This window comes from Kangiella marina (assembly GCF_039541235.1).
Taxonomy (GTDB): domain Bacteria; phylum Pseudomonadota; class Gammaproteobacteria; order Enterobacterales; family Kangiellaceae; genus Kangiella; species Kangiella marina.
The window spans coordinates 289591-308422 of the sequence record NZ_BAABFV010000001.1; the positions used below are offsets into that span (position 1 = coordinate 289591).

16 protein-coding genes are annotated in these 18832 nt (G+C 45.1%); 4 read left to right on the forward strand and 12 right to left on the reverse strand.

Going from position 1 to position 18832, the window contains the following annotated elements; translation table 11 throughout:
* From ABD943_RS01240 to ABD943_RS01285, 10 genes are all read right to left on the reverse strand, one after another.
* A complete protein-coding gene (locus ABD943_RS01240; RefSeq protein WP_345291381.1) occupies nucleotides 1-666 on the reverse strand; it encodes a CvpA family protein in 666 nt (221 codons plus the stop codon).
* Between the two features lie 88 nt (nucleotides 667-754).
* The gene (locus ABD943_RS01245; protein ID WP_345291382.1) at nucleotides 755-1555 is read right to left on the reverse strand and encodes an SPOR domain-containing protein; all 801 of its coding nucleotides are present in this window, start codon (nucleotides 1553-1555) and stop codon (nucleotides 755-757) included.
* A complete protein-coding gene (folC, locus tag ABD943_RS01250; protein ID WP_345291383.1) occupies nucleotides 1546-2862 on the reverse strand; it encodes a bifunctional tetrahydrofolate synthase/dihydrofolate synthase in 1317 nt (438 codons plus the stop codon). Before folC ends, ABD943_RS01245 begins: the two co-directional genes overlap by 10 nt.
* 11 nt (nucleotides 2863-2873) lie before the next feature.
* Nucleotides 2874-3743: an acetyl-CoA carboxylase, carboxyltransferase subunit beta gene (gene accD / locus ABD943_RS01255; RefSeq protein WP_345291384.1), complete on the reverse strand. Its 870-nt coding sequence runs from the start codon at nucleotides 3741-3743 to the stop codon at nucleotides 2874-2876.
* 99 nt (nucleotides 3744-3842) lie between these two features.
* Nucleotides 3843-4631: a tRNA pseudouridine(38-40) synthase TruA gene (truA, locus tag ABD943_RS01260; protein ID WP_345291385.1), complete on the reverse strand. Its 789-nt coding sequence runs from the start codon at nucleotides 4629-4631 to the stop codon at nucleotides 3843-3845.
* A gap of 81 nt (nucleotides 4632-4712) precedes the next feature.
* Complete coding sequence (locus ABD943_RS01265) at nucleotides 4713-7064, reverse strand: FimV/HubP family polar landmark protein (protein WP_345291386.1); 2352 nt, start codon at nucleotides 7062-7064, stop codon at nucleotides 4713-4715.
* Nucleotides 7065-7318: 254 nt separating this feature from the next.
* Nucleotides 7319-8338, reverse strand: a complete 1020-nt coding sequence (locus ABD943_RS01270) for an aspartate-semialdehyde dehydrogenase (protein WP_345291387.1) — start codon at nucleotides 8336-8338, stop codon at nucleotides 7319-7321.
* 66 nt (nucleotides 8339-8404) lie between these two features.
* Nucleotides 8405-8728, reverse strand: coding sequence for a hypothetical protein (locus tag ABD943_RS01275; protein ID WP_345291388.1), 324 nt, complete (start codon nucleotides 8726-8728; stop codon nucleotides 8405-8407).
* 74 nt (nucleotides 8729-8802) lie between these two features.
* Nucleotides 8803-11496: an aminopeptidase N gene (gene pepN / locus ABD943_RS01280; protein ID WP_345291389.1), complete on the reverse strand. Its 2694-nt coding sequence runs from the start codon at nucleotides 11494-11496 to the stop codon at nucleotides 8803-8805.
* A gap of 616 nt (nucleotides 11497-12112) precedes the next feature.
* Nucleotides 12113-12343: a hypothetical protein gene (locus ABD943_RS01285; RefSeq protein WP_345291390.1), complete on the reverse strand. Its 231-nt coding sequence runs from the start codon at nucleotides 12341-12343 to the stop codon at nucleotides 12113-12115.
* 296 nt (nucleotides 12344-12639) lie between these two features.
* Here ABD943_RS01285 and ABD943_RS01290 point away from each other — a divergent pair, with 296 nt between their 5' ends.
* A complete protein-coding gene (locus ABD943_RS01290; RefSeq protein ID WP_345291391.1) occupies nucleotides 12640-13032 on the forward strand; it encodes a hypothetical protein in 393 nt (130 codons plus the stop codon).
* A 312-nt stretch (nucleotides 13033-13344) separates the two neighbouring features.
* On the opposite strand, the gene ABD943_RS01295 is transcribed toward ABD943_RS01290, so the two are convergent.
* On the reverse strand, nucleotides 13345-14019 hold the full coding sequence (locus ABD943_RS01295; RefSeq protein ID WP_345291392.1) for a putative metal-binding motif-containing protein: 675 nt from the start codon (nucleotides 14017-14019) through the stop codon (nucleotides 13345-13347).
* Between the two features lie 11 nt (nucleotides 14020-14030).
* A complete protein-coding gene (locus tag ABD943_RS01300) occupies nucleotides 14031-14648 on the reverse strand; it encodes a putative metal-binding motif-containing protein (protein WP_345291393.1) in 618 nt (205 codons plus the stop codon).
* A gap of 361 nt (nucleotides 14649-15009) precedes the next feature.
* Here ABD943_RS01300 and pdhA point away from each other — a divergent pair, with 361 nt between their 5' ends.
* Genes pdhA through ABD943_RS01315 form a run of 3 tightly spaced genes read left to right on the forward strand, consistent with a single transcriptional unit; the run spans nucleotide 15010 to nucleotide 18811 of the window.
* Nucleotides 15010-16086 carry a pyruvate dehydrogenase (acetyl-transferring) E1 component subunit alpha gene (gene pdhA / locus ABD943_RS01305; RefSeq protein WP_345291394.1) on the forward strand — a complete coding sequence of 359 codons (1077 nt, stop codon included), beginning with the start codon at nucleotides 15010-15012 and terminating at the stop codon, nucleotides 16084-16086.
* Nucleotides 16086-17066, forward strand: coding sequence for an alpha-ketoacid dehydrogenase subunit beta (locus tag ABD943_RS01310; RefSeq protein WP_345291395.1), 981 nt, complete (start codon nucleotides 16086-16088; stop codon nucleotides 17064-17066). The genes pdhA and ABD943_RS01310 overlap by 1 nt, the downstream gene beginning before the upstream one ends.
* Complete coding sequence (locus ABD943_RS01315) at nucleotides 17063-18811, forward strand: 2-oxo acid dehydrogenase subunit E2 (RefSeq protein WP_345291396.1); 1749 nt, start codon at nucleotides 17063-17065, stop codon at nucleotides 18809-18811. Before ABD943_RS01310 ends, ABD943_RS01315 begins: the two co-directional genes overlap by 4 nt.
* Nucleotides 18812-18832: the final 21 nt, after the last annotated feature.

Below are 18832 nucleotides of genomic sequence, written 5' to 3' on the forward strand. Positions count from 1 at the left end.
CTAATTTTGCTCGTCTTTTGGGGTTGAAGAATTAGATTCAGATGACTCTTTATCTAAAGAAGTATTTTCATCCATTCCATCGGTATTTATTTCAGAAGTATCGAGTCCTTTCATTTGCATCAAAGCACCAATCGCATCAGTATTACTCATCGACTGATTATCATCGGTATTTTGCTTTTCATCACTTAATTCCGGCACGACATTACCTAGCTGCTCATAAAACCATACCGCCACAAATTCCATATGCGGAATCATGCTCGACTCGCCCCACCACTTATCTTTAGGCACGGGCGTGAACTGCATTAGGCCAAGCACTAATAGGGCTACAATTAGGACACCCCGTAAAGCTCCAAAGAACATACCGAGGAAACGGTCTGTTCCGCTCATTCCCGCCGCATCCACCATTCGGCCAACGAGATAGTTAATCACTCCTGCAACAACCAACGTCGCTACGAAGATCGAGACCCAAGAAACACCAAGGCGGATGCTATTGGTATCGATATGGTCAACCAGAAGTTCAGATAACGGTTCGTAGAATATTTTGGCGAGGAAGAATGCTGCGATCCAACCGGCGAGAGATAGTGCTTCACGTACAAAGCCACGTAATAAACTGATTAGCGCTGAAACGCCAATGATCGCTAAAATGACCCAATCAACCCAAATCATTTAAGAGGTGCCTCGTAGAATTCAGTGGGCATTTTACCAGAGGCTGGCGCTGAGCGGAATAAGCAAAGGGCCCTTTCTCTGGCATTAATTAGTGGCCTTGCGGGTCAAAAGCAATGACTTTTACTGGAGCACCAACAATCGCTTCCAGCCCCTGAGTTCTTTGCTTTGCAGTGGCTTCATCCGGATATGGCCCGACAAAAACCCGGGTGTACTCCTCTGCATCGCGCTTATACGCTCTAAAACCTTTATTTCTGAGGGTTTCAACTAAACCCGTAGCATTCTCTTTATTGGAAAAAGAGCCGATTTGGATGACCCACGCATTTTCTTTAAACTCCGGTTTATTGACACCAGACGTAGCCTTGGCCTCAACATTATCGCCAGAACCCGCAGCGCCTGTATTGGTCGCAACTGGCGTATCTTTGTGTACCGGCTTTTCAGCTGGCTCAGTCTTTGCCGTTGCTTTTACAGGTTGCTTCTCAGTAACGACCTGTTGCTTAGCGCTATTATCGCTTTTGAGGGGCTCGTCTGTTTTATCGGATGACTCACTACTGGAGTCAGGCTCAGCATTACTTTCTGTAGCGACTTTTGTTTGCTTGGGGTTTGTCTGCTTAGATTCTGGCTGCTCAGTTTCAACCGCTGTATCGCTAGCGGTCGAGCTCTTAGGGCTGGAAATAGCTTTTTCAGGTTCATCTTCTTCCAAGTTAATGGTCAGTGAACCTTCGCTCTCCGACGACTCAGTTGATTTGATATCAAGAACAGGATCGTTGGGAATTTGACTTTTGATTTCTTGGTTGTACTTCTCACTGTCTAAAATCATAGGCAGAAAAAATACCGCAAGCGCTAAAATAACACACGCCCCGACTAACCGATGTTTAAGCTTTATATCCACGCGAAACCTTCTTTTTGCCAATACTCAACAAATAAGCCTACTGTAACAAAAGAGCCAAAAACAACCAGTGCATCGTTAGAGTCCAAACAGGACTTTTCCGTGCAGGACCGATCAAAATGACCTAAAGACTCATAACATTTAGCTGTATTTTGCGACATTTGAGGCAAGTCTTGCAATAACTCACGGCTTTTTTTGCCTCGCGGCCCTTCTAAATCAATTAAGTGCCACTGGTCAACATGTTTCATTTGAGCCAAAGTTTGAAGACTGTCCTTATCTTTTAACATACCACATAGCGCGACAATCCTATTGGTGCCGCTGGCTTTGAGTTCTGCCAGCTTTGAGTTTAATAACTTTGCTGAATCAGGGTTATGCGCGACATCAACGATGATATGAGGACTTTCAGAAAGCACCTGAAAGCGGCCTGCCACGGATAAACGTTCAAACGCTTTATAAATACCGGCATAAGACACGGATTTACCCATTAACGTTTCATAGCAGAAAGCGAACGCGGTCAAGGCAGCCGCTAAATTCGGTAAATACAGGTTGTTCAACGGCAACTCATGAAACTCAAGCGATACACAACTCGATTGATAGCGCCAATAAAGTCGATCCATCTCAATGCTAAAGTCTTTCTCAGCTACCCAAGGAATACAGCCAATTCGTTCACAGTGAGGCAAAAGCAGGTGTTCGCTTGCACTATCAGTGATGACCATGGGCTTCCCCGCTCTACCGACACCGGCTTTTTCACCTGCGATAGACTTCAAGTCAGTCCCCAGCCAATCCGTATGGTCCAAACCAATCGACGTCACAACACAGATATCAGCGTCAATAATATTCACCGCATCGAGACGTCCGCCTAAACCGACTTCTAGTACTATAAGCTCAACAGCCTGCTGCTTAAAAAGCCATAGTGCGATTAAGGTTGTGAATTCAAAGAAAGTAAGCTGAATCTCTTTTTTTGCTTCATAAACAGCTTTAAACGCTTCCACAATCAAGTCGTCAGACGCATCCTCACCATTAATCTTAATGCGCTCGTTGAAACGAATAAGGTGTGGCGACGTATAGCTTCCGACCGATAATTTATGACTCATGGCAAGGGACTCGGCCGCCGCCACTGTAGAACCTTTGCCATTGGTTCCAGCGACAGTGATAACCTTTGCTGATGGGGTCAGCAAATCAAGTCTAAGGGCAACTTCACGAGCCCTTTCAAGGCCTAGTTCAATTTTATGGATGGAGTGGGCCTGCTCTAACAAAGCAAGCCACTCATCGAGGCGTGTAAACTGTTGAGGATTGTCAGGAATTGACAATGATGTCGTCTCTATGCTGCTGGTTGATTGGATTTTAGCTTTAACAGCTTAGCAGCTAGAGAAGCCACTTTATCGCGCATATCGCGGCGATCTACGATCATATCAACAGCGCCGTGCTCTAACCAAAACTCACTCAAGCGGAAACCTTCTGGAAGTTTTTCACGAATGGTTTGCTCAATGACACGCTGTCCGGCGAAACCGATCAATGCTTTTGGTTCAGCAATATGGATGTCGCCTAGCATAGCAAGACTTGCGGTAACACCACCCATCGTAGGGTCCGTCAGGATTGTGATGTAAGGCAGGTTATTGTCTGAGAGTTTGGCTAATACAGCGCTGGTTTTTGCCATTTGCATCAATGACACTAAAGCTTCCTGCATACGAGCACCACCACTCGCTGTAAAGCATACAAAAACAGCACGCTTTTCTATAGCACGGTTGACTGCACGCACAAACTTTTCACCGACCACTGAGCCCATAGAGCCGCCCATGAAGTCGAAGTTGAATGAGGCAGCAACGACTGGAACCCCTTTCACAGAACCTTCAAACGCTATTAAAGCATCATTTTCCTGAGTGCTCTTTTGGGCAGCAGAAATACGGTCTTTGTATTTTTTGGAGTCACGGAACTTAAGCATGTCGACCGGCTTCATGTCCGGTGCGATTTCTTTGCGTCCATCTTTATCCAAGAACAAATCAAGGCGCTTACGAGCACTTAAACGCATGTGACTGTTACATTTTGGACAAACCCACTGATTGCGCTCTACTTCAGCATAGTAAAGTACAGACTCACAGCTTTTACATTTACTCCACACCCCTTCAGGAATGGATTTCTTGCGCTCACCCTCAGGGTTGCGCTTCGGTAATAATCTTTCTAACCAGCTCATAAAATATTAATTCGTTATCGCCAATTTAAGTCGTTGCATTGTAACAGGTTTCACCCTAAACGGAACAGAGTTCTGGTAGTACCACTATCATTTGTGACTCTATTCCGCAGGTAAGAAAATCGGCCCAATGGGCAGCTTTGGAAGTTCATAGCTTTGCGGATAGTCTACATCAACTAAGTATAACCCTTTTGGACTTGCTGTAGCTGGCGCCTGAGTCCGATCTTTGGCCAAAATTAAATCTTTAACCCATTCAACCGGTTTTCGCCCTCGACCAACTTCCATTAGAGTGCCTGCGATATTTCTAACCATATGATGCAAAAAAGCATTGGCCTTAATGTCAATGACCACATAATCACCATAACGTTCGACGCTAAGGTGTTCTATATAGCGAAAAGAAGTCTTGGATTGGCAGCTGGCTGCCTGAAATGAGGCGAAATTTTGCTCACCGGGAAAGTACTGACAGGCCTGATTCATCGCTTCCACATCCAAAGGCTTGCGGCACCATGTTAAGCCACTGGCCAAAATTCCAGGTCGAGCATGAGTATTTGCAATAATGTAACGGTAGCGCCTTGCGGTCGCGCTAAATCTGGCATGAAAGTCGCTATCAACCTGCTGCGCCCAGCGTACACATACAGAGTTAGGAAGCTGTGTGTTAGCCCCCATGGTCCAAGCTTTAAGTGGCCTTTCACCATCTATCTCAAAGCTTACGACCTGTCCCGTCGCATGCACGCCAGTATCGGTCCTTCCCGCACAGTTTACCTGTATATTTTGATCAGCAATCTTGCTCAGTACGGCCTCTAAAGTCTGCTGAACTGACGCAGCATGAGACTGTCGCTGCCAACCAAAAAAATGACTGCCGTCGTATTCGATACCTAATGCGAACTTCATGAAGTGCTTAACCTAATCTATAGCGTTATCCAGATACAAAAACACCGGGCCAAAACCCGGTGTTTTGCGATAGTTTATATTCTACATTTCTGACAAGAGCTTGTCTGCTTCTTGACGCTGCTCGCTATTACCCTCGGATTTAATTTCTTCCAAGATGTCTTTTGCTGCATCATCATCGCCAAGTTCCATATAGGCTTTAGCCAGGTCGAACTTCGTTGTTGCATCATCAGCACTTAGACCTGGACCACCTGTATCGGTTTGAGCAGAGTCCTCACTGTCATTTGTACTTAGCTCATCTTCACGAGTGACTAACTCTTCATCGTCCGTAAAATCAATGGAGTTATCAGAAGCTCCACTTTCTTCAGCCTTCGCCGAATCCTCCACTTGCTTATCAAAGTCACCAAGATCAAAATCCAAAGCATCGTCGTCGGAAGAAGTGACAGTGTCGACAGAGTTATCCTTAGCAGTTTCAATCTCTTCACTTAAATCTAAGTCAGTGTCACCGTCGTCACCACCATCACCGAAAACATCGTCTTCACTAGGTAAACTAAAGTCATTGGAGTTTTCACTGACATCGAGCTCAGATTCGTTAGGCTCAATTAAGCTGGATAAACTCGCGACTTTCAAACCTAATGATGAGTCGTGGTCAAAGTCTTCTGGTAACTCAGCTTTTAGCTGATTGAACTTTTCAATATTTTGTTGGCTTGCAACAACTTCCATCAACTTCACACGAATTTCTTGATTGCCAGGATCAGCCGCTAACGCATCTTCTAATACATTCTCAGCTTTGGCTAACTTACCGCGAGCGATGAGAATATCCGCCGCACTGACGGGATCAGTTTTTTCCTTAGGGCCCTTCATACCCTCATCACCAATAAATGACTCACGCTTCTTCTTTGGCTTCGCTTCATTAGCCGCAGTCATCATTCCAAGTAAACCACCGTCATCTTCAACTTCTTTCATATTGCGGCGATAAACTAAGCCACCACCAAGCAATAATAAGATAGCTAGGCCACCACCGGCATAAAGCCAAAAGTTATCAGCCTCGTAGAACGCTTTACTGGAGTTTTCCATTGAGCTATCTGACTTAGTAACTGGCGGCGTTTCTTGTTCATTGCTTGCCTGCTCATCAGTCTCAGAAACGCTTGTTTCAGAGCTATCAGCATCATCACTTTCTGTCGCATCCAAAGTATTTGCTGCAATTTCTGCCGCAGGTTCATCCGCTGATACCTGATCCGTTTCATCAGCAGCACTAGCAGCTCCCGATAACACTGATAAGGTTTCATCTTCTACCTTAAAGCCATCGTCAGCAGCATTTTCATTCTCGGCAAGATCACTGCCAAACTCAGAACTCGAGTCACCCTCTTCAAGACTCGTTGCAACTTCGCTGTCATTATCAGCAACATCGGTATTCATTTCATCGTCAAGCGTACTACCGCCTGAGTCCTGTGATGAGCCCTCATCAACACTACCAATGCTTAATCGACCACCTGAAGACGCTGTGTCTTCAACATCCTCTTCTTCAACGCTTTTTCGCACATCAAGTGGCGCATCGCTCGTCACCGCCGCATTGCGAATCGTGCTAACCGCGGCTGATTGTGAAATATCACTAATTTCACCGCTTTCAGGAACGGTTAGTACCGCACCAGCTTTCATGCGGTTCATGTCATTATTGATAAACGCATCAGGATTGTTATGGAATATCGCCAACAGCGTCTGTTGAACAGAAACACCTTCTGGGCGTACCGATTTAGCAACACTCCATAGTGTTTGCCCACGTTCAACCTGCCAGCTGTCTCCGCTGAAGGTTGGGGTTGATGCTAACTGTCGAGTTTGTTCTGTAATTTCTGGCTGAGAAGGCTTCGGCTTTGCCTCTGCTTTAGGCTCCGTTTGCTGTGATTCCGCCTGAGCTTGTGTCTCTACAGGCTCAGAAACGGGTTGCTGACGCTCTATCGGTGTTGGTGTTGGCGTCTGAGTAACGGTTCTCGGTTGGGAAACGGGTGCCTGAGTAGCCGGAGGGGTTGGCGTTGTTTTGGCAAAAACTGGAGGGTCTAACAAAAGCGTATATTCACGCATCAAGCGCCCTTGCGCCCAGTTTAGCTCTAATAAAAAGTTTACGAATGGTTCTTTGATAGGGTCGCGACTTTCAACGACAATGGCCTTAGTCCCATCGTTTTTGGTGATAATCTTAAAGCTCAAAGAGTTATGGTAGGCCTCTCTTTGTACACCAAATTTACTATACGACTCGTAAGAGGCAAGCTTGGCACGAAGGTCTTCCTCACTCACATTGCGTGAAGATAACAGCGCTATTTCTGCTTTAAGCGGTTGATTTAATCCAGAATCCGCATCAATCTCTCCTAGGCCAAGCGACCAAGAAGATGGACTGATTAGTGCAGCTGATACAGCAACTGTTGCAGCCAATTTACGAAACATAACCTTCCCCTCATTGATAAAAGTCATCGGATGCTTCCGATTGATTTCCCAATTTATATCTTAATTTAAACCAGCGAACTTACCACAGTGCATCCATATTTCAGTATGATAGGAAGTCATATCTGCTTCGTTTTGATAAATACTTCACAAAACTTTCGCTGGAAGCCTAAAGTCATCTTATAAAGTGGTGCCAGTATGACACCACATTTAAGAAGATACTTTAAGTTTTCACTCGTTAGGTACTAATTTTGCTACTATAAATGATTTTTTACAAGTATCTCTGCAATTTGGACCGTATTTAATGCCGCCCCTTTGCGAACATTATCTGAAACAATCCACATTGCTAGGCCATTTTCGATACCCACATCTTGGCGAATTCGACTAACAAAAACATCATCCTTACCGCTAGCATGTGTAACTGGAGTGGCGTAATCCAACTGGGACATATCGTCCACAACAGTTACGCCTTCGGCCTTTTCCAGTAACTCTTTCGCCTGAATAGCGGCTAAAGGACCACGCATTTTGAGGTGTACGGCTTCAGAGTGTCCAAAAAAGACGGGAACTCTTACTGCTGTAGGGCTGACAGAAATATTATCGTCTTCAAAGATTTTCTGGGTTTCCCAGACCATCTTCATTTCTTCTTTGGTGTAACCGTTTTCCTGTATCGCATCAATATTCGGCAACACATTAAAAGCAATCTGCTTATCGTAGACTGTTGCCGTAGCATCACGAGCATTAAGTAGTTCAGCGGTTTGCTTTGCCAGCTCTTCAACCGCTTTTTGGCCAGAGCCAGACACTGCCTGATAAGTACACACATTAATATGCTCAATACCCACAGCATCTTGGATCGGCTTCAAAGCCACCATCAACTGCATGGTTGAGCAGTTGGGGTTAGCGATAATACCGCGGTTTTTATAATCAGCGATTCGTTCAGGGTTGACCTCTGTCACGACCAAAGGAATATCCTCGTCATAGCGAAACTCAGAGGTGTTATCAACAACGATACAGCCCGCCTCGACGGCTTTAGGTGCGTACTCGCGTGAAATAGAGCCACCCGCTGAAAATAAAGCGACATCGGCTTGTGAAAAGTCAAAGTCAGCGAGGTTTTGAACCATGACCGCTTTGCCGTTAAACATCAGACGCTCGCCCGCTGAACGCTCGCTGGCTAACAAGTAAATCTTATCTACAGGGAACTTTCGTTCCTCTAAAATCTCACGAATCGTAACGCCAACCGCACCGGTGGCGCCGACGATAGCAATATTTGCCTTTTCCAATGAACAGCTCCTTTAAAGACAAGCTAAATAAAAGGTAAATTAATTTAAAACCGCTGGGAATTTAAGCTACTTACGCTTATTGAACATGATCCAAACACGCATGATGATATAGCCAAAAAAGCCCGCAGCCATTAGGTATAATGCAACTTGCTCCCATACATCACTATTTTGTGCCGGTGGGAAAAACTTCAATAAGAAGCCTGCTGCGAAAGCAATAACGGCTAAAAAAGATAAAGATTGTAAGCGACGGTTTTTCTTTAACTTTTGAAGGTGTGACGCGCGTTGTAACTGCTCTTCCGTAGTGCCTTTTAAGCGCGCACCACAGTGACTGCATGTTTCCGCTTTACTCGAAATTCTCTTGTTACAAACGATACACTGAATAATAGCCATAATATTGTCTCTGCTGAATTCTCTCTTAATCTTTTAAAAAAATCTAAGAACCTAAGGTTATATCCTTGCTAAAACTACTTTAAAGCCTTGCTGGCAATTTCATACACATCTTTTGACAGCTCAGGCATTTTCAAAATATCTTCTAATTGCTCACGCATCAAAACCTGTCTAGCGCTATCAAACTTGCGCCAGCGGTTGAAAGCTCCGGTTAAAAGAGCCGAAACTTGTGGGTTCACCGCATACAGCGCTTTTATTTGACGCGCTAAATAACGATAGCCTCGGCCATCTCCTCGGTGAAACTGCGCAGGGTTAGCCCCTGTAAAGGCGCCAATCAGTGAGCGAACCTTATTCGGATTCTTTAACTCAAACGAAGGATGATCCAGTAATGACTCAATCCTGTCAATGGTTTCGTCCGACGGGTCTGTCGCCATGATAGCTAGCCACTTATTGACCACCAGCTCTTCATTTTGCCACTTTTGATAAAACTCTTCAGCGACCTTGAGCTTGTCGTCATAATGAGAGTGAACGATGAGCTGAAGCGCAGTGCTCGCGTCCGTCATGTTGTTGGCATTATCGAGTTGCTTTAGAGCTAACTGATAAACATCCTCTTTTTCTAAAGTCATTAAGTAGCTCAGGCAAGTGCCTGCCAATGCCCTTTTCGCCACTGACTCCTTATCTTGCTCGAAATCACCTACATGGTGATTCGTTTGGTAATGCAGCAACAAATCCAACTCAAGGGCTTCCGCCAACTGTCGCTTAACGAAGTTTCGCGCCTCAATTAAATGATCAATATTGATGCTGCTAACCTGCTCAATCAAGGTGCTGACTCCAGGAATCGTCAGCGCTAGCGACTTAAACTGTCCATCCAGCTCGTTGTCATCCAGCAAATTTTTGGTTGCATTGACCAGCGACTCATCAAAAACAAGTGCTTCGCCTGCTTCCAGTTGAGCGCAAAGACCAAAGATAATACGACTAAACAGTTCTTGTCCTGCTTGCCAACGATTAAAAGCGTCTGAGTCATGGGCAAATAAAAATATCAGCTCTTTCAATGAATAATCATATTTCAACTTAACCGGAGCCGAAAACTCACGAAGTATAGACGGTGTAATGGTTTCTGGAACATCATCAAACGTCACGCTCTGCTCAGCTTGCGTCAAGTGCACGATATCACCCTCAACACGAGCATCAGTCTCGCCGAGCGCCAATGGTTTAAGCGTTATATCATTACCCAAATCATCCAGCAGACCGATTTTAATCGGAATATGAAACGGTGCCTTGTCTTCTTGCCCCGGCGTTGGTGGACACGATTGCTTCATGGTAAAAGTGATTTGACGTTTATCACCATCATACTGACTCTTTATTTCGACTTCAGGGGTACCCGCCTGTGAATACCAGCGTCTAAACTGCTTTAAATCATAACTATTGCCGTCTTCCATCGCGCGCACAAAGTCTTCACAAGTCACCGCCTCGCCATCATGACGCTCAAAATACACATCCAAGCCACGCTTAAAGCCATCGCGCCCTAGTAAGGTCTGGTACATCCGAATGATTTCCGCACCTTTATTATAGACTGTTACCGTGTAGAAGTTATTCATCTCAATGTAAGAGTCTGGGCGGATCGGATGCGCCATCGGGCCAGCATCCTCAGCGAACTGATGCGAACGGATGACTTTAACGTCTTCGATCCGCTTTACCCCATGATCCGTTTGATCAGCGGTAAATTCTTGATCACGGAAAACCGTTAACCCTTCTTTCAGGCTTAACTGGAACCAATCGCGACACGTGACGCGGTTCCCCGTCCAGTTGTGAAAATACTCATGCCCAATAACTGCTTCCACATCAATAAAGTCGGTATCGGTCGCCGTATCCTGGCTTGCTAACACATACTTGGTGTTAAAGATGTTGAGGCCCTTGTTCTCCATAGCGCCCATATTGAAATCGCCCACCGCCACGATCATGTAAATATCAAGATCGTACTCAAGCCCAAACACCTCTTCATCCCACTTCATCGCTTTTTTCAGCGACTCCATAGCATGGTGACACTGATCCAGCTTGCCTTTATCGACGTAGATTTCAAGACGCACTTCGCGCCCCGTCATAGTCGAAAAACTACTGGTTAACAAATCATAATCGCCAGCGCACAACGCAAATAAATAACTGGGCTTCTTAAAGGGATCTTCCCATACGGCAAAATGTTTACCGCCTTCAAGGTCACCATGCTCGATTCGATTCCCGTTCGACAATAAGTGTGGGAATTCTTTTGCATCGGCTTCAATTCGCACCGTAAAAGTACTCATCACATCCGGACGATCAGGATAAAAGGTGATCTTGCGGAAGCCCTCAGCTTCACACTGGGTGCAGTACTTCCCGCTTGATAAATACAAGCCTTCGAGACTGGTATTGGTATCCGGTGATATTTTAACTTTGGTTGAGAGCTCAAACGACTGTGGCGGGTTTAGAACCTCAAGTCCATCCTCAATCAAACGATACTCGCTCTCATCTAAAACCCTGCCGTCAATTGCAATCGACATGAGCTCTAAATCCACACCATCCAAACGTAATGGCTCTTCATCATCCGCATCAGTCTTACGCTGAATCGTTAGCGTCGTATCCACAACCGTGGCATTTGGCGCTAAATCAAACGCCAAGTGAACTCTCTCGATATCGTATGGATACGGCCTGTAATCGCTACGGTAATGGATTTGAACTTCTTGCTGTGGCGCCTGCTCTTGAGAAGCGCTGTCTTGATGACTGCTACTATCGCTCATGGTGTCGTTGCTTTAACCCTTTGATTTTGAAATATTGGTTCGAACAAAACGAAAAGCCCGATTGTAGCAATCTTAGGTCAGATCCGATATAACATAGCGCAAGAAAGCAAAAACATCAGAACGGAATAACAATTATGAGTACGCTTAGGTGCCTATTCTGCACACTACTTCTAACCCCAGTAACTGCACTGGCTTCAGATATGGGTGGCATATACTACCTAGCGACCATCCCGGCGAGTATTGTCCTCTTCATAATCGCTTTAAACATTGCTTTCAGACAAAATAAACCCTCTGCGTTGGTTATTATCATCGGTTTGGCCTTAGCAACAACTCTTATGACTCTCTTCATGTCTGGGCACTCATATAACCGAACAGATGCCTTTGGTATCCAAGTGACACTGTGCATTGTTTTTATAGTACCTATCATGATTTGGATAGCTCGAGATAAGCACGAAGAAGAAACCGACCAAGACACCACAAAACAACCTCAAAGAGGTCAAAGCTAGATATGTGCCGATGCGCCGAATTACCTAACGTTTTTGTGGGCAATGACGAAAACAATCCTTTTAATGAGACCCTCGAAGAACTCGAATGGGCGCCACAGCGATGGGCCACCCTAAACCGCTGTCCCGAATGCCAACAACTGTGGCACATCGACATCGCCAAACAAAACGACATCGGCGTCTGCGCCAAAATAGACACCGAGCAAGCCTGGCAACAACTCGACATCACCAACCTCAAAATCCAACTCATGGTCCACAACCACGGCGGAATCACCAACGCCACCTGCCAATGGAAACAATGCGACCAACTCTGTGTCAAAGGCCTCGCCTTCTGCCCCAGTCACGCCTATTTTGAGATGGATATAAAGCAGTGATCGTGGGTTTCGCCACTCGGCGAGTCACTTTCTCTTGCGTAGACAAGAGAAAGTAACCAAAGAGAAGTCCACCCTATCGCTAGGTGCTCCGCACTCACCTCGTTCAACAAAGTTAATAAACGCGCCGTCAAACTCGACATCCTGTCTCGTTTTGACTAAATTAGGCTATCCTTGCCCAATTTACGCTATAACTTTGTTTTACTCAGCTAGCTCAAAGGGACAAAGTAAACCTGAAGATTAAACAATAAATTAAGGATAATAGAGAAATGAAAATACTTGCTTTGCTCCTTATCGCTATTAACTTAACGTCTTGTAGCTCTGAAACTACTTACCCAGACTATAAAAACAAAATCATTGGTAAATGGAGTATTAATTATCCAGGGGTTCCATACTATTACGGTCAAGCCGAATATAAAGAAAATGGAGAGGTGGTAGGCTGGGGTAAAGCTGTTTTCCCTGATGGAACAGTTAAGGAAACACTATTTCATGACTCTTGGGAAATTGAAGGCAATAAAATAACCTTTAAACCTCTAAAGATGTATAGACATGAAGCTATGAATAAAGTAATTACTGATACGATTATAGATATTAACGATAAAGAAATGATTTTATTAAACCCTGACGGGGAAAAACTTATTAGAACTCGGATAAAAGACTAGTAAACGTAGGGGGTGCTGTAAGTCACTATTGAGATTAGCTAAACCCTCTGGTGCGTCTAGACGCACCCTACCTAACAACTTGGCACCGACCTCCCCCTAAAGTTAGCCGAGCGAGTAAAAGTTATAGCGTAATTTGGGCAGTGACCAACGGAAATCCCTTTAGGGAGAAAATGAACAATAATTACTTCACGTCTATAGCAAAACAAATAATCAGACAAATAAACCCAAGTTCATAGATTCTGAATCAAGTTCAGAATGACAATACTCAATTATAGGATGGGTTAGACCTCAGTCGTAACCCATCATACTACTTTAACGACACTTCATCGAAATAAACCCATCGCCATCAACGTCTAAGTCACCGACCGTTCTAGCGTCGCAGTCCTCATCGATGCCTTTTGAGTCACAAATCTCTTTGTTTCCTGGGCTGCGATTGGGGTTATTGTCATCACAATCGTCTCCACCACAATGCATAGCGGCATAACCATCGCCATCTTTGTCTTCGCATGCAACTTTGCACTTTTTCTCACGCTCAAAACATAGGCCGCTGGCGCAAGGTGGTTCACCCGGGACGCAGGTTCCGTTACCTGCTGAGCTGTTGACACGGTATCTACCATCGGTACGGCAAACTTCTTCACCATTACAAAAGACACCGTCATTACAATCTGCATTCGTGTTGCAGCGGTTTCGATTACGCTCAGCTTCTACTCGTTCAAGGTAGGTGTTATATGCAGATTTATTCACGCAAGCGCAAATATCAAACCGCATTTTTCGGTTCCATCGCTTTAACTCTTTTTCACTACGACCGCAACGGCACTTCTCAACCTGACAGCCATATCCAGATTTTTCTTTATAAGCTGCGCAAAATGCTTTTGCATCATCCTCCGCATCGGCATAAACAGGACTCGTTAGAAATATCATCGACGCTATTAACCATAAGCCAGTGACCATTAAACTAGAAACTAGTGATACAATTACTTTATTCATATTCCCTCTCCTTAATCCCGACCGTCACAGTTTTCATCGATACCATTGCCTGGAATTTCTTCCTTCCCCGGGTTTACCGACACACTCTTATCATTGCAGTCATCATTTCGAGCAGAGTAGCCTGGTGGAACTGAACACGCGTAATAGACTTTAGATGGGTCACCGTACAAATCTGCATCAGCATCAAGATAGAACGGAAAGTTGAGTCTTCGTCCATTGATCATATCAACATCACCATCACAATTATTATCAATTCCGTCGCATACTTCTTGAGCACCAGGATTCACTCCCCTTTGATTATCATCACAATCATATTTGTTCTCATCAAACTCTTTGTTTTGGCTTTTCAATCGAGTATTCGCCTGGGCATTGACGTTGACACCCTTTGCATTTGATTTGACTCTTAGGTTGTGCTGCTTAAGCTTTTTCTGATACTCAGCGTTAGACAGCATTTTTACCTGTCCTACTTTTTTAATATCTTTTAGTGCTTTTGGATTGATCGTTTTTATTGAATTAGTGCTTTGAATCCGCTGCCCTTTGATTTCCTCCGCTGACTGGGCACTCTCTGGTGAAAAACATAAAAGTCCTGCGATAGCGAGACCATAAACCAATAGTAGTTTCCTGTTCATAGTTGTTCCCCTGATTATGAGTTATCAATATCCTATTGCCACTGTATTTTTAGCACACACCTATAATTTCTTCCTATATGGGTGTCACACTAATTTCATCAATACCGTATATACTTAGCAGTACAAAACAGGTACGACCAATGCGGCTTTGCATTAGTTTTGCTAATCAAAATTAAGTTGTATTACAATAAATCTACTGCCAGTTTACGTTAACGTAAATCTCACTATACAAATTCGCTAAAAATACGTACAATCGGCGTCGCTAAATATTAGATTGAACCTTAGGGGATAGGTTAGATTCAAAAGATAACTCTTTGAAATTTAATCACTTTAGCCCCCTTCAATAAAGGAGAATGTAGCCTTGACGACTACAACAGTTGCTTCTTTCGAGATTAAGTATCACCAATATCTTGATGCCAGCGGCAAACCAACAAAAGACATTCCAGAGTTTGCTAAAGACATGAACACTATGCGTGAGCTTTATCGTGACATGTACAAGTTACGTGTATTCGATGCTAAAGCTTATGCATTACAACGTACCGGTAAAATGGGTACCTACCCTGCTTCGCTAGGTCAGGAAGCTATCGGTATCGGTTATGGCGACGCCATGGTCAAAGAAGACGTTTTAATTCCTTACTACCGCTCTACGGGTGGTCTTTTAAAGCATGGCGTGACCATGGAAGAGATCTTGTTGTATTGGGGTGGTGACGAAGCGGGTTCTGACTACTCTGTAGCAAAAGAAGACTTCCCTATTTGTGTTCCAATCGCTAACCAAATTATTCACGCATCTGGTGTGGCTAAAGCGATTCAGATGCGTAAGCAAAAACGTGCTGTGGTCACTGAAATCGGTGAAGGCGGTACCTCTGAAGGCGATTTCTACGAAGGTGTCAACGTTGCCGGTATTTGGAACCTTGGTGTGGTGTTCTTTATCAATAACAACCAATGGGCAATTTCTGTGCCAACGGATATCCAAACGGCTTGTGAAACTTATGCGCAGAAAGCTATTGCAGCTGGTGTTGAAGGTATTCAAGTTGACGGTAACGATATCGTTGCGGTTCGTGAAGTTGCAAATTACGCCATGGAGAAAGCACGTAACGGTGGTGGCCCCACAGTTATTGAAGCGATTACTTATCGTTTATGTGACCACACGACTGCTGACGATGCATCACGTTACGACGACCCAAAGGTTAAAGAAGAAGCTTGGAAAAATGAACCGTTGGTTCGTTTGCGTAAGTATCTTGAGAAAAATAAATCTTGGTCTGACAAAGACGAAGAAAAGATGAAAGAAGAAGTCGCTAAAGAAGTTGATGCTGCGGTGAAAGCTTATGAAGCTGCTCCGAAGCCAACGCCTGAGATGATGTTCGACAATCTTTATGCTGAACTTCCTGAATTAACCAAGCCTCAGCGCGAAGCAGCTATCAAGAGAGGTGCAAAATAATGGCGGCGATTACTTTAATTGAAGCTGTAAATGCAGCGATGGCTTATGAGCTTGAGCACGATCAAGACGTTGTATTATTCGGTGAAGACGTGGGTAAAAACGGCGGTGTATTCCGCGCGACCGACGGCTTACAGAAAAAGTACGGCACTGAGCGTGTTATCGATACGCCTCTGGCTGAGTCTATGATTGCGGGCTTGGCTGTCGGTATGGCGGCGCAAGGCATGAAGCCAATTGCAGAAATGCAGTTCATGGGCTTTATCTTCCCTGCGGTTGACCAGATTTTCTGTCACGCAGCACGTTTACGTCACCGTACTCGTGGTCGTTTAACGCAGCCGATGGTGATTCGTGCACCGTATGGTGGTGGTATCCACGCGCCTGAGCACCACTCAGAGTCAACAGAAGCCTTGTTCTCACACATTCCTGGCTTGAAGGTTGTGATTCCTTCAAACCCTTCACGTGCTTACGGCTTAATGCTTGCAGCCATTCGTGATCCAGATCCGGTAATTTTCTTAGAGCCAAAGCGTGTTTACCGTATCGTGAAACACGAGGTTGAAGATAACGGCGAAGAATACCCACTAGAAGCATGTTTCGTTGACCGCGAAGGTAGCGATATCACGCTCATCTCTTGGGGCGCAATGATGCACGAAACACTTCAGGCCGCTGAGAAGCTGGCTGCTGAAGGTATCGAAGCAGAAGTTATCGACGTAGCAACCGTTAGTCCAATCGACATGGACACCATTTTAGAGTCGGTCGAGAAGACGGGTCGCGCTTGTATCATTCAAGAAGCACCAAAATCTGGCTCGATTGGTTCAGAAATTGCTGCAGAAATTGCTGAAAAAGGCATTTTGAACTTATTAGCACCAATTGGTCGAGTTTCAGGCTACGACACTGTTATGCCATACTATCGTTTAGAAAAACAATATATGCCAACCGTCGACCGAATTCTTGACGAAGTGCGTACGATTATGGAGTACAAATGAAACAGTTCAATTTACCCGATTTAGGCGAAGGTTTACCGGATGCGGAAATCGTTCGCTGGTTAGTTAAAGAAGGCGATACCGTAACTGTTGACCAGCCTATGGTTGAAATGGAAACAGCAAAAGCAGTGGTCGAAGTACCCTCTCCTTTCGCTGGTCGTATCGCAAAATTACACGGCCAAGAAGGCGACGTCATCAACACAGGCGACCTATTAGTCAGCTTTGGTGATGGTGCGGTAGCCGAAGATGATTCTTCTGAAGATAGCACTTCTGAAGAGAGCGCATCTGCTGAAAACTCAGAATCAGAAGCATCTGCTGAGGCATCATCTGACGATGTCGTGGGCGATACGTTCATGTTGCCTGATCTTGGTGAAGGTTTGCCAGACGCAGAAATCGTTCGCTGGTTAGTGAAAGAAGGCGATACTGTAACTGTTGACCAACCGATGGTTGAAATGGAAACAGCAAAAGCAGTAGTAGAAGTACCTTCACCGTTTGCTGCTAAAATTTCAAAACTATACGGTCAGGCTGGTGACGTCATTAACACCGGCGACCCACTGGTTGAATTCGGTGGTTCTGGCTCTAGCTCGAAAAAAGCAGCGCCAAAGAAATCATCTGATAACAAAGAGTCTGGCGAAGAAAAACGTGCTGACAGCGGAACCGTTGTAGGCGCAGTCGAAGTCGGCAACAACGTTGTTGCTGAAACAACCAACTCAGTGGTTAAAGCACTTGCTCGCAAGCTTAAAGTTGACCTAACGCAAGTCTCAGGTACTGGTAAAGACGGCGCTATTACGCAAAAAGACGTGCGTGAAGCAGCGAAAAACGGTACTGGTTCTGCTAAAGCTGAAGCTGCTCCAGTAGCACAGCAAGAGTCTGGTTTTGATACGAGTAACCCTTTGGCTTATAGAGCATCCCCAGCAGTACGTGCACTAGCCCGTAAACTGGGTGTTGATTTAGGTAACTGCCAAGCGTCAGGCCGCAAAGGCTCGATTACGCGTGATGATGTTGAGAATGCCTCTAAAGGCGGTTCTGCTCCAGCAGCTAGCGCTTCAGCAAGCTCTACGCCATCAAGCACTCCATCGAGTTCTGGCGGCTTACCAACGTTGAATGTTGAAGTGAAACCTGAAACGGTTCGTGGCGTTCGCCGCGCGATGGCGATGGGGATGGCTCATTCACACTCAACGGTCGTTCCAACGACCTTGGTTGAAGACGTGGATATTTCTACATGGCCAAAGGGCACTGACTCATTGGCACGTTATGTTCGCGCATTGGTGACAGCAGCTAAAGCAGTTCCAGCTGTAAACGCATGGTTCGATGGCGACAAGTTTGAGCGTCTATTGCATCCAAACGTCAATGTCGGTATCGCAGTGGATTCAGGTGACGGCTTATACGTTCCTGTGGTTCATAATGCGGATCGCATGAGCATGACAGACGTTCGTGGCCGAGTTCAAGAGCTTCGTCAGAAGATTGAAACTAAGTCGTTAAAACAGGATGATCAGCAAAACGCTACCATCACCCTATCGAACTTCGGCTCAATCGCTGGACGTTACGGCACTCCAGTCGTATCGCCACCACAGGTAGCGATTCTAGGCACTGGTCGTTTCCGTAATGAATTGAAGTTAACCGATAAAGGCATCACTAACGCAAAAATGTTGCCATTGTCGCTTACCTTTGATCACCGCGCCTGTACTGGCGGCGAAGCAGCTCGCTTCCTAGCAGCTGTAATGGAAGATCTGCAAAAAGCTCAGTAGCAATAAGTCACTGAGCAACTG